The following is a 14,466-nucleotide window of genomic DNA, read 5'->3' on the forward strand; positions in this document are numbered from 1 at the left end:
CGCTTGTATGGCATGGCTGAACAACGTCGCGCGCGATGTCCCACGGGATTTCGCTGGCGCGCCAACGGGACAATCAGCGCATCACGCCCGTGTCGGCCGTCGGACCTTTGCCGACACGGGCGTGGCAGGCGGCTTTCGCACCAAACGGCGTTGGTCGAAGTGAAGAAAGAAGATCTGATGGCCAAAAGCTATTTCGGTACGGATGGAATCAGGGGGACGGCAAACCGCCATCCGATGACCGCCGAGGTCGCGATGAAGGTCGGGATGGCTGCCGGCATCGTCTTCAAGCGCGGAAGCCACCGCCACCGGGCGGTGATCGGCAAGGACACCCGCCGATCCAGCTATATGATCGAAAACGCCATGGTGGCGGGTTTCACCGCCGCAGGTGTGGACGTGTTCCTGCTCGGGCCGATGCCGACGCCGGCTGTGGCGATGCTGACCCGGTCGCTGCGCGCCGATATCGGCGTGATGATCTCGGCCTCGCACAACCCCTTTGCCGATAACGGCATCAAGCTGTTCGGGCCGGATGGCTACAAGCTGTCCGACGACATCGAAGCGGAGATCGGCAGCCTGATTGGTGAGGATCTCTCGGCGAAGATGCCCACCGGCGAGGCGATCGGCCGGGCCAAGCGCGTTGACGGCGACATCTACCGCTACATCGAATTCGCCAAGCGCACCTTGCCACGCGAGCTGTCTCTTGAAGGCATGCGGGTGGCGATCGACTGCGCCAATGGCGCCGGTTACCGTGTCGCGCCCGAGGTGCTGTGGGAACTTGGCGCCGAGATCGTCAAGATCGGCGTCGAGCCGGACGGCGTCAACATCAATCGCGATTGTGGATCGACCGCGCCGACGGCGCTGATTGCCAAGGTGAAGGAGGTTCGCGCCGATATCGGCATCGCGCTCGACGGTGACGCTGATCGTGTTCTCATCGTCGACGAGAAGGGTGACGTTGTGGACGGCGACCAACTGATGGCCGTGATCGCCGAGAGCTGGGCCGAGGATGGCCGGCTGGCGGCTGGCGGCATCGTCGCGACGATCATGTCGAATCTCGGCTTGGAGCGCTTTCTGGAAGCCAAGCAGTTGCAGCTCGCCCGCACCAAGGTCGGCGACCGCTATGTCGTCGAGCATATGCGACAGCACGGCTACAATGTTGGCGGCGAGCAGTCCGGCCACATCATCCTGTCGGATTTCTCCACCACCGGCGACGGTCTGGTCTCGGCATTGCAGATTCTCGCCGTGGTGCGGCGAAAGGGAGGCACGGTGTCCGAGGTCTGCCGCCGCTTCGAGCCGGTGCCGCAGGTTTTGAAGAATGTGCGCTTTCGCAAGGGCGAGCCGCTGCAAGACGGGCGCGTGCAGGATGCGATCGCCGTTGGCCGCGACCGGCTCGGCAATGCCGGCCGACTGGTGATCCGCCCTTCTGGCACCGAGCCGTTGATCCGGGTGATGGCGGAGGGTGACGACGCGGGGCTGGTCAACATCGTCGTCGACGACATCGTGGGGGTGTTGCAGAGCGTCGGGGCGTAGGGCGTTTTGCCGCGTCGCTGCGGCGTATGGATGGCGGCGCGCGAGCTTAGTGACTACCGGTCTGGCAGCGAAGGGGCAGATCGGCCGGGCCCCTCCCTGGAACCAACGCGGGCGGAAGATCGCCAGCTGTCGCCAGTTGCTCCGACGATTTGCGTTTTTCCGCAGCAACGGCATTGATCGGGCTGCGTATGCTTAATGCTCTATGAACGCAACCGTTCGTTAACCACTTCCATTTACCGTCTTCATCGTGCTCAGCGCGCTGCTTTGGAGCGTGGACACCGACCTTAATGGAGACGTGAACGATGAACAAATTCCTTTCGACGGCCGTCGCCATGATCGGTGTATGGGCGATTTGCGTTCCGGCGGCGCATGCGGCCGACATCATCGAGCAGCCGAGCTATGTGGCGCCGCCTGCGCCGGCCCCGGTGGAGACCTCCGGCTGGTATCTGCGCGGCGACATTGGTTATAACTTCAAGTCTAAGACGTCCGGCTACTATAATTTCTACAATGTCGGTTTTGGCGACGACGGCATCGACAATGTCGAACATTACGACGAGATCGCACTCAAGAACTCGGCGAATTTCGGCGCCGGCCTCGGCTATCGCTTCAACGATATGTTCCGCACCGATCTGACGCTGAACTATGTCCGCACCGGTGCCAGCGGCTCCAGCCGATGCGGCTATCTCGTCGAGGTCGGCTACGGCCTCGATCCGGTGACCAACGATTGCCGCTACAGCGACGCCTCCCACGCCTCGATCTGGACGGCGATGGCCAACGCCTATGTTGATCTCGGCACCTATGGCGGCATCACCCCTTATATCGGTGCCGGTCTCGGCGCGGCGCATGTCAAATATGACGACGTCAGCAACGAGATCTCCTGCGGCGGCGGTCTTTGCGGCACGCAGACCGCGATTTTCCGCGCCACTCATCCAGGCCTTTCGTCCTGGCGCTTCGCCTCGTCGCTGATGGCCGGCGCGAGCGTCGACATCACCCAGAACCTGAAATTCGACGCCGGCTATAAATACACCCGCATCGCTGGCGGCCGGGCGACTGGCTACGATTCTGTGGATACGGCGGCCGGCGCTTCGGGCACGCAAGGCACCGACAACGGTTTCAACATCCACACCGTGACCGCGGGCCTGCGCTACGAGTTCGGCGGCGGCACTGGCTTCGGCAAAGGCAAGGAACCCGCGCCGGTCTATGCCGATGCGCCGGTGTACCAGGACACCCCGGTCTACAAGTAAGGCTCCTGGCGGGGAGGGCGCCGGCGCAATTTTCCGGGGCGCTTCAGACAAATCATTTCGCTCGCCCGCCATGGTTTGATCGCCATGGCGGGCGGGCGCCGTTTCAGGCGGTGTCGGCTGGCGGGCGGGATTTCAGCGTGAAGCCACCCGGTCCGGTCGGCGACGGCGGCCGGCGAACAGGCGGCCGCGCCGGCGCCGCTTCGGCGCGCCGTCGTCGATGATCGAATCGCCATCGCCGCCGTCCGGCATCTTTTCCACCGCATGCAGGCCGGGCCGCGGTTTGACCAGAGGCTCCGGCGTCACCACCCGGGTCGTCATCATGTCGCTGCCGGCATAGATGCCCTCGGCCTCCTGCAGCTTCAGTCGGGCGGTGTCGCGGCTGCGCACATCCTCGACGATGCGGCTTGCCAGATCGTCCTCGACGCCGAGGGCGCGGATCGTTTCACCGCCGAAGGAAAGAGCCGATTCCACCGTCTCGCGGATCTCGTAGTCGACGCCGCGGGCGCGCAGCGACAGCGCGTGGCTGCGATCGTAGGAGCGCACATAAAGCCGGACATTGGGGAATTCGGAGCGGATCATGTCGACCACCCGGTCGGTGGTCTCGCGCTTGTTGGTGCAGACCGCGACGAGGCCGGCCTTGCGGATTCCGGCCGCTTCCAGAACGTCCTTGCGCACGCCCGAGCCGAAATAGATGCGAAAGCCGAAGCGCTCGGCGGTGCGGATCCTCTCGACCGAAGAGTCGAGGATGGTGACGTCGATGCCGCTCGACAGCAGCACCTGGGCGACGATCTGGCCGAAGCGCGAAAAGCCGACAAGGAGGACCTCCGAACCGGCGCCGTCGAAGGTTTCCTCCATCTCCTCTTCTTGGCCGGGCTTGTCGAGCTTCCGGCCGAGCCAGGTCGACAGCGGCGTCAGCACCATCGACAGGGAGACGATGGCGACGAGGATCGATGCCGTTTCGGCGGGAAAGATCTTCTCGCTGGCGGCCGTTGAAAACAGCACGAAGCCGAACTCACCGGCCTGGGCGAGCAGCGTCGCCACCCGGATCGACAGGCTGTGGCTGTCGCCGAAAGCACGGCAGATGCCGTAGATCAGGCCGGCCTTGGCGAGCATCAGCAGCGGCGCGGCGGTGAGGATGATCCACCCGAAATTCTGAAGCACCGACAAATCGATCGACAGGCCGACGCCGATGAAGAACAGGCCGAGCAACAGCCCGCGAAACGGCTCGATATTGGCTTCGAGTTCGTGGCGATAGGAGGAATCGGCAAGGAAGATGCCGGCGATGAAGGCGCCCATCGCCATCGAGAAGCCAGCCAGTTGCATCAGCATCGCCGAGCCAAGCACCACGAACAGCGCCGCGCCGAGCATCACCTCGCGGGCACCGGCCGAGGCCATGATTCGGAACAGCGGGTTGAGCAGATAGCGGCCGACGACGACCAGCGCCGCGACGGCGCCGAGCGAGAACAGGATCTGGACCGGATCGAACTCCGCCTCACCACCGCCGGGAGCGAGAAACGGCAGCAGCGCCAGCAGCGGGACGACCGCGAGATCCTGGAACAACAGCACCGAAAAAGCCGCTTGGCCGTGCCGGGTGTTGGTCTCGCCGGCCTCGTCGAGAAGCTGGATGCCGAAGGCGGTGGAGGACAGCGCCAGGCCGTAGCCGACGACCAGCGAAGCGCCGAAATCGAGCCCGATGACGAGATCGGCGGCCGCCGCAAGCAGGGCGCCGCTGATCATCACCTGGGCAAGGCCGGTGCCGAAGATCTGCCGGCGCAGCGCCCAGAGCCGGTCGAGCTTCAGTTCGAGGCCGATGATGAACAACAGGAAGACGACGCCGAGTTCACCGATCGACAGGATCTGCTCGCCCTCGCCGATCAGCCGCAGGATCGGGCCCATGACGATTCCGGCGGCTAGATAGCCGAGCACCGTCCCGAGCCCGATACGCTTGAAAAGAGTCGCCGCGACGATGCCGCCGCCCAAAAGCAGGACGACTTCGAGGAAAATGGCTATCGATCCGTGTTCCACTGCGCTGCACTCGCTCCTATCTGATAGAGGATATCTTCACCCAAATAGGGTGGAAATGGCATGCGAGCCGGCGATGCGGCACAAAAGCTGCGCAGGCTTGCCGTAAGATGCCGTAACGTCGCCGACAGCTTGGTGATAGCTTGTGCTTCTTGCAGTGCACAATAGGGTGTCGGGCGACACCGATCGATAGGCAAAGCGATGGATGAGAATACGAAGCGGCTCCTGACAACCGGCGAACGGCTGATCGCCGCGGCGCGCAAAGCCGGAGCGGACGCGGCGGACGCGGCGGTCGTGCGTTCGCTCGGACGCTCGGTGCAGGTGCGGCTCGGCAAGATCGAGGATACCGAGAGCGCCGAGAGCGAGGATCTGGCGCTGCGGGTGTTTGTTGGCCAACGGGTGGCGACGGTCTCCGCCGACGTTCACGCCGACGTTGACCGCCTCGCCGAGCGCGCCGTTGCCATGGCGAAGGTCTCGCCGGAGGATCGCTTCGCATCGCTCGCGCCGAAGAATCGGCTGGCCCCAAATGACGGTCTCGACCTTGATCTCTACGACCCAACGACACTTTCCAGTCAGACCATGGTCGCCGAGGCACTGGCGCTGGAAGAGGCGGCGCGCGCGGTTAAGGGCGTCAGCAATTCCGGCGGCGCTTCGGTGTCAGCCGGGGCGAGCGGCCTGATCCTCGTCACCTCGGACGGGTTCGTCGGCGAAAAGATGCGCTCGGGCTTTTCAAGATCGGTCAGCGTGATCGCCGGCGAGGGCACGGCGATGGAGCGCGACTACGATTTCGATTCGCGCATCCATTATGCCGACCTCGACCCGGTCGAGGCGATCGGCCGGCGCGCCGGCGAGCGCACCGTCAAGCGGCTCGACGCCGGCAAGGTGTCGACCGGCAGCTATCCGATCGTCTTCGATCCGCGCGTCGCGCGCGGCCTGTTCGGCAGCGTCATCGGCGCGATCAACGGCGCGGCGATCGCCCGCAAGACCTCCTTCCTCAAGGACCGGATGGGCGAGAAGATCTTGCCGGCCGGCGTTACCATCCTCGACGAGCCGCTACTCAAGCGGCGGCCGGGTTCGCGACCCTTCGATGGCGAGGGCGTGCGCGGCGAGACGCTGCGCCTCGTCGAGGACGGCGTGTTGCAAAGCTGGATCCTCGACACCGCCACCGCCAAGGAACTCGGGCTTGAGACCAACGGCCGCGGCGCGCGCACGGCCGGCGGCGTGTCGCCGTCCTCCTCCAACGTCGCGGTCAGCCCCGGTCGCCTGTCGCCGCAGGAACTGATCGCCGAGACCAAGAGCGGCATCTATGTTCACGAGTTGATCGGCCAGGGCGTCAATCTCGTCACCGGCGACTACAGCCGCGGCGCCACCGGCTATCTGATCGAGAATGGCGAATTGACCCGGCCGGTTTCCGAATTCACCATCGCCGGTAATCTCAAGGAGATACTGCTCGGCCTGACGCTCGCCAACGATCTCGACACGCGCTTTTCCCTGGTCGCGCCAACGCTGCGGCTGGAGCGCATGACGGTTGCGGGACATTGAGGTGAGCGGCGCGGCGATGGCCAGCCTGTCGGACGACCTCGCGCTGCTGCTTGCGGCGGCGAAGGAGGCCGGCGCGGTGGCGGGGCGCTATTTCCGCCGTGATCCCAAGGTTTGGTACAAGGACGGCAACTCCCCCGTCAGCGAGGCCGACTATGCGGCCGACGCCGCGCTCAAGGCGGCGCTGATCGGTGCGCGGCCGGATTATGGTTGGGTGTCGGAGGAAATGCCCGATGCCGAGCGTCTGCCGCAAACCGAAGGTCGCGCCTTCGTCGTCGATCCGATCGACGGCACCCGGGCATTTTTGCGCGGCGAGGACGTCTGGTGCGTGTCGGTGGCGGTGGTCGAGGCCGGCCGGCCGATCGTCGGCGTGGTGCATGTGCCGGCGCGCGGCGAGACCTTTCAGGCGACAAGCGACGATCCCGCGCTGATGAACGGTCGGCCGTGCCAAGTGAGCGCGGCGGGGTCGGATGACATCATGCGGCTGTCGTTGCCCGATTCGATTCGCCGGGCGATCGCCCCCGCTGACCAGCCTTCCGTTGATGCGCTTCCAGCGATTCCCTCGCTCGCCTATCGCCTCGCCCTCGTCGCCGCTGGCCGGCTCGACGGCACGCTGGTGCGCCCCCGCGCCAACGACTGGGATGTCGCGGCCGCCGATCTCATTCTCGAAAAGGCGGGCGGCTTGTTCTGCGACCGGTATGGCGAGCGTTGGCGCTACGGTGCCGAAGCTGGCGCGATGGGGGTGATGGTCGCCGCCCCTCTTGGCTTGGCGCCGCGTCTGCGCGATATCGCGGGGGCGCTCGGCACCTGAGCGTGGAGCGCCCCCGCGATTGCAGACAGAAAGGACTTTGCCATGCAGGAAGAAAAGCCCAAGCAGCTCCTCCACCTGGTTTTCGGGGGCGAGCTGTCGGACCTGTCGTCGGTGACCTTCAAGGATTTGGAAAGCCTTGATATCGTCGGAATTTTCCCTGATTACGCATCGGCGCTCGCCGCTTGGCGAGGGAAGGCCCAGCAGACCGTCGACAACGCCGCGATGCGCTATTTCATCGTGCATATGCACAAGTTGCTCGACCCACAAAAATAATGATGCCAATTCGAAGGGGGCGAGGTGTCGCAGACCGTGGCGAATGAGGAGTTGTCCGCACAAGGACCCGCCGACCGGTCGGATGCGAACAAGCCTGCTCGTTCGAAGAAGCGCCGTCGGCGGGGGAGTGGCCTGTTGCGGCGGTTCTGGCGCTCCGACGGTGTGAGCGCCAGCGTCAGTGCCGCGATCTACGCCCTGTTGCGCGCCGTCCACGCCACCCAGCGCCCGGTCGCCGGCTCCTGCGATTTCCGCCGCATCCTGACCGAGCAGCACCCGGCGATCGTCGGGCTTTGGCACGGCCAGCATCTGCTCGCGCCGTTCTTCCGGCCGCGCGAACTGCCCTATGCCGCGCTGTTGTCGCGCAGCGCCGATGCCGAGTTGAACGCCCGCGTGGTCGAAGCTTTCGGCATCGCCACCATCCGCGGCTCCGGGGGACGACAGACCACCAAGCGCACCAAGCGCAAAGGCGGCGCTCGGGCGTTGGTCGCCATGCGCCGGCTGCTCGCCGAGGGGACAGGCATCTGCATGATCGCCGACATTCCGAAGGGTACGGCCCGTGAGGCCGGGCTCGGCATCGTCACGCTGGCGAAGATTTCCGGCCGCCCGATCGTGCCGTCCGGCGCTGTGACCAGCCGGCACCACATCGTCGAAGGCGCCTGGGATAAGACCCGCATCCCGCTGCCTTTTGGCCGGATCGCCGTGGTGATGGGCGCGCCGATCCACGTCCCGGCCGACGCCGATGACGAACTGCTGGAGATCAAGCGCCGGGAAGTGAGTTGCGCCATCGAAGCGGCGAACCGCGAGGCTGAACGTCTGGTCGGGATAACCTCGTGAGCGATCCGATGACCAAAGCCGCCTTCGCCGCCTATGCCTTTGCTGGTACCCTGGCCTATCCGTTTCTGCGCCCCTATGTCGGCTGGCGGGTCTCGAAGGGTAAGGAGGACAAGCGCCGGCAGCGCGAGCGCTACGGAATTGCCAGCAAGCCGCGGCCCAAGGCCGGGCCGCTGATCTGGCTGCATGCGGCAAGCGTCGGCGAGAGCCTGGCGGTGGCCCCGCTGGTGCGGGCGATGGCCTGCGACGGCCTGCAGATCGTCATGACGACCGGCACGATCACCTCGGCCAATCTTGTCGAGGAGCGTCTCGCCGACTGTGTCATCCACCAATATGTGCCGCTCGATGTCGGGCCGGCGGTCGGACGGTTCCTCGATCACTGGCGCCCGGACCTTGCCATCGTCGCCGAGAGCGAAATCTGGCCGCTGACCATTCACGAGCTGGCGCGGCGACGGATCCCGCAGATTCTCGTCAATGCCCGGATGTCCGACCGGTCATTCCAGCGGTGGAAGGCGCGGCCGCGGATCGCCGAGGTCTTGTTCGAAAAATTTGCCCATGTCATCGCCCAGTCGGATGTCGATGCCGAGCGTTTCCGGTTGCTCGGCGCCCATGCTGTCAGCCTCGCCGGCAATCTGAAGGCCGACGCCGCGCCGCTTTCGGCCGACTCAGCCGCACTGGAGGAACTGTCCGGGGCGGTCGGCGCGCGGCCGCGCTTTGCCGCGATCTCGACCCATCCGGGCGAAGAGGACCTCGTCGCCGAAACCCATCTGGCGCTGCGTTTGCGCCATGAGGGCCTTTTGACGATCCTGGTGCCGCGCCATGCTGATCGCGGCGCGGCGATCGCCAAGATGCTGGCGGACAAGGGACTGACGGTCACGCGGCGCAGCGAGGGCGTGCTGCCGGATGCGGCGACCGACGTGTATCTCGGCGATACGATGGGCGAACTCGGCCTTTATCTGCGGCTATCGGAAATCGCCTTCATCGGTAAGTCGATCACCGGTCAGGGCGGGCAGAACCCGATCGAGGCGGCGATGCTGGCGACGGGGATCCTGACTGGCCGCTATGTGCAGAATTTCCGCGACACCTATCAGCGGCTGCTGAGGGCCGGCGGGGCGCGGATCGTGCGTGATGCCGACGAGCTGACGGTGCAGGTCGATACGCTGCTGGTCGATCCGATCCAGCGCATGGCGATGGCGCGGGCCGCGCTACGGGCGATCGACGACATGCGCGGAGCGCTCGACCGGACCCTCGCCGCGCTCGATCCCTTCCTGCATCCCTTGCGCCTGTCGGTCAGTCTGGAGCGGCAGGGCCGCGTCGGGAGCGTGCGGTGAAGGCCGGGCGGGCGCCCGATTTCTGGTGGCGACCGCCGGGCCTGGAGGCTGGACTGCTGAGCCCGGTCGCGGCGCTTTACGGCGCGCTGGCCCGGCGCAATCTGGCCAACGGCGCGCGCGCCGCCTTCGACCTTCCGGTCCTGTGCATCGGCAACTTTACCTCCGGCGGCGGCGGCAAGACGCCGGCGGCCCTGGCGCTGGCCGAGGCGGCGGCGCGGCTTGGCCGCAAGCCGGGCTTCGTCTCGCGCGGCCACGGCCGGGTGACCGGCAAGCCGCTGGTCGTCGATCCGAGCCACCACGGCGTGCGCGATGTCGGCGACGAGCCGCTGCTGCTGGCCAGCCGCGCACCGACGGCGGTGGCGAAGAACCGGGCGACGGCGCTCGCCCTGCTGATCGCCGAGCGGGGCGTCGATTTCGCCATCATGGATGACGGCTTTCAGAGCCAGCGGCTGTTGATCGATTATGCGCTGATCACCCTCGACGCGCGGCGGGGCATCGGCAATGGCCGGGTGGTGCCGGCCGGGCCGTTGCGCGCGCCGCTGATCGATCAAGTCCGCCGCGCCGATGCGCTGCTGGTGATCGGCGGCGAGGCGGGAGCGGGCGAGGCGGCCCGGGCTGCGCCGGTGCGGGCGATGGCGCGGGCGGGCCGCGCGATCTATGCGGCCAAGCTCGTGCCGAAATCGCGCGCCATCCTGATCGGCGAGCGGGTGCTCGCCTTTGCTGGCATTGCCGATCCCGGAAAGTTCTATACGACGCTCAGCGAACTCGGGGCGGAGGTCGTGGAGACGCACGACTTTCCCGACCATCACGGCTTTTCGGACGACGAGCTGCTTGACCTCACCTCGCGGGCCGCCGAGGCGCAGCTGGTGCTTGCCACCACTCGCAAAGACGCGGTGCGGCTGGCGACCGGCAGCGAGACCGCCCGGGCCGTCCTCAAAGACTGTACGGTGCTCGACGTCGAACTGGAATTTGCCGCGCCAAGCCAAGCCGATTGGATCGTGCGGCAGACGCTCGCCGCCTTCGAGCGGCGACGCTGGCGGCCGCAAAGACCCCCCAAAGAGCGTGGCGGGCGGCTGAGACGCCTCAGCGCGGCGACCTGCGGCTTTCCAGATCGCGTTTGAAGGCGGCGGCGGCGTCGACATAGGCTTCCTGGCGCAGGACGCTCCAGTATTTCAGAAGATCGAGGGGAATGGCCTCTCCGGTGACGGCGCAGCGGACATAGGAGCCCGCCCGGATCACTTGAAAATCAGGCGTTCCGTAGCGCAACTTGGCCTCGCCGGAGTTTTCAAAACGGTTCATTCTTATCCTCAAAACGATGGTATCGTCGCACGCCGCCGGGAGAGGCGCGGATCGACCGTAGGGCCGCACTACGCCCTTCCGGGACCAAGATCAAACCGGAACGCATTACAGCATCGCCTGGTCGGTCGAAAATGATTTTCACGCCGGGCGGGGCGCTGTGACGCAAGTCGGGATAGCCGCTCGCTGGCTTTCACCGGGCTGCCAAGCCTGGAGCGGCATGCGCCCAACCGGAATCGCCGTTGCGCGCGAAGCCCTTGTTCGCCGCATGATGTGACCCGAAACGTCCCGCCACATTTCAGCACCATACTCTACAGCCTCACCCCGAAAATCGGAATCGATTTTCGGCAAAGCACGATTCGTCAATTCAGAGATTAAGAGCGTCCTGTCTGCGTCCGATAGGACGCGAGGCGGTCTAGCGGCGGCCGAACAGCTTCTCGATGTCGTTCAGGCCGAGTTCGATGAAGGTCGGCCGGCCATGGTTGCATTGACTGGCCGAGGGCGTGCGCTCCATCTCGCGCAGCAGGGCGTTCATCTCATCGAGCTTCAGGATCCGGCCCGAGCGTACCGAGCCGTGGCAGGCGATGGTTGCGGCGACGTGATCGATCCGGCTGCGGATGGTATCGGCGGTGCCGAACTCGGCAAGCTCGTCGGCGAGATCCCTGATCAGGCGGGCAATGTCGGTCTGACCGAGGATCGCGGGGGTCTCGCGCACGGCGATTGCCGCCGGGCCGAAGCGCTCGATGCCGAGGCCGAGACGTTGAAGCGCCTCGGCATGCTCGCACAAGCGCTCGGCATCGTCGGCCGGCAGATCGACGATCTCCGGGATCAGCATCATCTGGGCGGCGAGCCCCTTGCCGTGGATCGCCTGTTTCAGGGCCTCATAGACCAGCCGCTCATGGGCGGCGTGCTGGTCGACGATGACGAGACCGCTGTCGGTCTCGGCGACGATGTAGTTGCCATGAAGCTGTGCCCGCGCCGCGCCGAGGGGAAACGCCGCGCTCTCCGGGGTAGGTGTCGTTACCGGTGCGGCCTCGGCGTGATAGGCGGTCTCGGCCTCGGCAAAGCCGGACGAGGCACGGCGGGGCTCGGGGGGAGACGCGAAAGGGGGCTGCTCTAGGACGTGGTCCACGGTTTCGGTCTCAGCCGTCGCGAACGGCCGGAAGGCGGCCGTCGCGGGATCAAACGGGCGGGGGCGCGCCGGGGCGCTGGGCGCATAGCCGCCGGGGGCAAAGCCCTCGAAACGCCGGGGCGCCGGCGTGACCGTATCGGCCTTGGCCCGCATCCGGGTGAGAATGCCCGCCGTTCCTTCCGAGGAGGAGCGCAGGCCCGCCTCGCCGAAAGCCTGGCGGAGCGCACCGACGATCAGCCCGCGCACCAGGCCGGGATCGCGAAACCGCACATCGGCCTTGGCCGGATGCACATTGACGTCGACGAGGGCGGGATCGAGGGTCAGAAACAGGACCGCGACCGGATGGCGATCCTTGGCCATCACATCGGCATAGCCGCCGCGCAGCGCCGAGACGAGCAGCCTGTCGCGCACCGGCCGGCCATTGACGAAGAGGAACTGTTGCAGCGAATTGCCGCGCGAAAAGGTCGGCAGGCCGGCAAGGCCCGTCAGTCGGATCTCTTCGCGCTCGGCCTCGATCGCCACGGCGTTGTCGCGCAGCTCCTGACCAACCACCTGGGCGATACGCTCGGTCATGTCGCGCGCGGCTTCGAACACGGTCGGCGTGCGGTCGGGCCCCGAGATTTCAAAGCGAACTTCGGGTTCGGCAAGTGCCAGGCGCCGCACGACGTCGGTGATTGCCGAGGATTCGGCGCGGTCGCTTTTTAAAAATTTCAGCCGCGCCGGCACCGCATGAAACAGGTCGCGCACCTCGACCACCGTGCCGCGCGACAGTGGCGTCGGCCGCGGACCGTCGCAGCGGCCCTGATCGACGGCGATCTCGAAGGCGCCGGCGGCGCCCTCGGCCCGCGAGCGTAGCGACAACTTGGCGACCGAGCCGATCGAGGGCAGAGCCTCGCCGCGAAAGCCAAGGGTGGCGATTTCATCGAGCCCGCCGGCAAGCTTTGAGGTGCAATGTCGTCGCACGGCAAGGCGCAGTTCGTCTTCGGGAATGCCGCAGCCGTCGTCGGTGATTCGCAGCAGCGTCTTGCCGCCGCCGGCCGTCGCGATCTCGATCCGCGAGGCGCCGGCATCGATGGCGTTCTCGACCAGTTCCTTGACGACGCTCGCCGGCCGTTCCACCACTTCGCCGGCGGCGATCTGGTCGATCAGATGCTCGTCGAGTTGCACGATGGGCAAGGCGCTGCTCCCAGGTCGCGGGCGGTGATCCGAACGATGGCCGATCCGCTTGCTTGTACGCCAGCGCCCCCGGGGCGGCAAACCGCTGACCCGCGCAAGGCGAGCCGCGGTTGAGTTTTCCACCAAAGGCTTGCGGCCGCTCACCTCGCGGCGTCGCGCATCAGCCGGCGGCAGGAAGGGCCGCATCATCGGGTGAAACAGTTTTAAGATTGAATAGTTTTTAAAATAAACTTATAATCGAAGCGCGGCGAAGGCCAGCCGATGGAGAGGCGGGCGGTGTTCGTGCATGGTCACGGGGCCTGGATCGGCATGGCCCGGATCGGAAGGCGCTGGGGTTTGCCGTTACGCTTGCCCCAGCACGCGTCGGGGCTTCGCTGGCGTGCGCGGCGCGTCATGTGGCGCGGTGGTGTCGCGACGCTTGAACTGGCACGGGCTACAGGCCCGGCGGCGGCCATGGGACTCGCGACGGCCATGACGCGGGCGCTGGCCATGGTCCTGGCCACGGGGATGTGCTGCGGCGTCGGCTCGTTCGACGGTGGCGAAGCGCGCGCCGGCGCCTGGACCCTTGAAGCGGGAACCGGGCAGATCATCGCCACCGGGCTTCAATCCGTCGCGTCGGAGAGCTTCGGCGAGGGGGGCGGGTCGCCGCGGCTCAATGCTTTTACGAAGACCGCGGTCGACACTCATATCGAGTACGGCGTCAAGGATTGGCTGACCGGGGTCGTCGACGTCAAGGTCGGCAAGGAGGGAGACGGGCTCACCGGCTATGCCCGCTCCGGCGTCTCACATGTGGCGGCGGGGGCGCGGCTGCGGCTGTTCGAGGCCGGCGGGTTGGTTGGCTCCGCTCAAATTCTCGGCCGCTTCGTGACGCCGGACGCCGCGGGCCGCGCCAAGGGTCTCGCCTGGAGCGCCCCGCAATTTGAGCCGCGGCTCTCGGCCGGCTACGGCTTCACTCTCGCCGGCATACCCGGCTTCGTCGACGCCGAGGCGGCGCTCCGTTTCGGCACCCACCGCGGCATTGGCCGCGACGCGGTGAAGCTCGACATCACCGCCGGGTTGCGGCCCTGGCGACGCTGGCAGATTTTGGCGCAGACCTTTTCGACCGTGGGGGTTTCTCTCGGCGGCAGCAGTGCGCACTATGCCGAACACAAGGTTCAGGCCGCGCTGGTCTACGACATCAACCGGCACTGGTCGATCGAGACCGCCGGCTTTGCCACCGTCGCCGGCACCAACGCGCTGAAAGAGCGTGGGGTGATCTCGGCGCTGTGGTTTCGCTATTGAGGCGAG

General features: G+C 66.4%; 12 protein-coding genes. 9 read left to right on the forward strand and 3 right to left on the reverse strand.

Annotation, left to right across the window (positions count from 1 at the left end):
• Nucleotides 1-177: 177 nt before the first annotated feature.
• Complete coding sequence (glmM, locus tag J1C48_RS15860) at nt 178-1,524, forward strand: phosphoglucosamine mutase (RefSeq protein ID WP_207258974.1); 1,347 nt, start codon at nt 178-180, stop codon at nt 1,522-1,524.
• Nucleotides 1,525-1,826: 302 nt separating this feature from the next.
• On the forward strand, nt 1,827-2,768 hold the full coding sequence (locus tag J1C48_RS15865; RefSeq protein ID WP_207258975.1) for an outer membrane protein: 942 nt from the start codon (nt 1,827-1,829) through the stop codon (nt 2,766-2,768).
• A gap of 132 nt (nt 2,769-2,900) precedes the next feature.
• Here J1C48_RS15865 and J1C48_RS15870 read toward each other — a convergent pair whose 3' ends face one another.
• Nucleotides 2,901-4,793 (reverse strand): monovalent cation:proton antiporter-2 (CPA2) family protein, encoded by a 1,893-nt coding sequence (locus J1C48_RS15870; protein ID WP_207258976.1) that lies wholly within the window; start codon nt 4,791-4,793, stop codon nt 2,901-2,903.
• Nucleotides 4,794-4,991: 198 nt separating this feature from the next.
• Between J1C48_RS15870 and J1C48_RS15875 the strand changes: the two genes are divergently transcribed.
• From J1C48_RS15875 to lpxK, 6 genes are all read left to right on the forward strand, one after another.
• A complete protein-coding gene (locus J1C48_RS15875; protein WP_210345424.1) occupies nt 4,992-6,332 on the forward strand; it encodes a TldD/PmbA family protein in 1,341 nt (446 codons plus the stop codon).
• Between the two features lies 1 nt (nt 6,333).
• Nucleotides 6,334-7,140 carry an inositol monophosphatase family protein gene (locus J1C48_RS15880; protein WP_231081835.1) on the forward strand — a complete coding sequence of 269 codons (807 nt, stop codon included), beginning with the start codon at nt 6,334-6,336 and terminating at the stop codon, nt 7,138-7,140.
• Between the two features lie 42 nt (nt 7,141-7,182).
• Complete coding sequence (locus tag J1C48_RS15885; RefSeq protein WP_207258977.1) at nt 7,183-7,413, forward strand: DUF4170 domain-containing protein; 231 nt, start codon at nt 7,183-7,185, stop codon at nt 7,411-7,413.
• A gap of 135 nt (nt 7,414-7,548) precedes the next feature.
• Nucleotides 7,549-8,247, forward strand: a complete 699-nt coding sequence (locus tag J1C48_RS15890; protein WP_231081836.1) for a lysophospholipid acyltransferase family protein — start codon at nt 7,549-7,551, stop codon at nt 8,245-8,247.
• The gene (waaA, locus tag J1C48_RS15895; protein WP_425523514.1) at nt 8,244-9,575 is read left to right on the forward strand and encodes a lipid IV(A) 3-deoxy-D-manno-octulosonic acid transferase; all 1,332 of its coding nucleotides are present in this window, start codon (nt 8,244-8,246) and stop codon (nt 9,573-9,575) included. The genes J1C48_RS15890 and waaA overlap by 4 nt, the downstream gene beginning before the upstream one ends.
• On the forward strand, nt 9,572-10,696 hold the full coding sequence (lpxK, locus tag J1C48_RS15900; RefSeq protein ID WP_207258978.1) for a tetraacyldisaccharide 4'-kinase: 1,125 nt from the start codon (nt 9,572-9,574) through the stop codon (nt 10,694-10,696). The genes waaA and lpxK overlap by 4 nt, the downstream gene beginning before the upstream one ends.
• Here the strand turns inward: lpxK and J1C48_RS15905 are convergent.
• Nucleotides 10,659-10,874 carry a DUF2093 domain-containing protein gene (locus tag J1C48_RS15905; RefSeq protein ID WP_207258979.1) on the reverse strand — a complete coding sequence of 72 codons (216 nt, stop codon included), beginning with the start codon at nt 10,872-10,874 and terminating at the stop codon, nt 10,659-10,661. The genes lpxK and J1C48_RS15905 overlap by 38 nt on opposite strands.
• 412 nt (nt 10,875-11,286) lie before the next feature.
• Entirely contained in the window at nt 11,287-13,179 is a 1,893-nt protein-coding gene (gene mutL / locus J1C48_RS15910) for a DNA mismatch repair endonuclease MutL (RefSeq protein WP_231081837.1), read from the reverse strand.
• Nucleotides 13,180-13,632: 453 nt separating this feature from the next.
• Between mutL and J1C48_RS15915 the strand changes: the two genes are divergently transcribed.
• Nucleotides 13,633-14,460, forward strand: a complete 828-nt coding sequence (locus J1C48_RS15915) for a hypothetical protein (RefSeq protein ID WP_207258980.1) — start codon at nt 13,633-13,635, stop codon at nt 14,458-14,460.
• Nucleotides 14,461-14,466 lie beyond the last annotated feature (6 nt).

The sequence above is a fragment of the Jiella flava genome (assembly GCF_017349315.1).
GTDB classification, from domain to species: Bacteria; Pseudomonadota; Alphaproteobacteria; order Rhizobiales; family Rhizobiaceae; genus Jiella; species Jiella flava.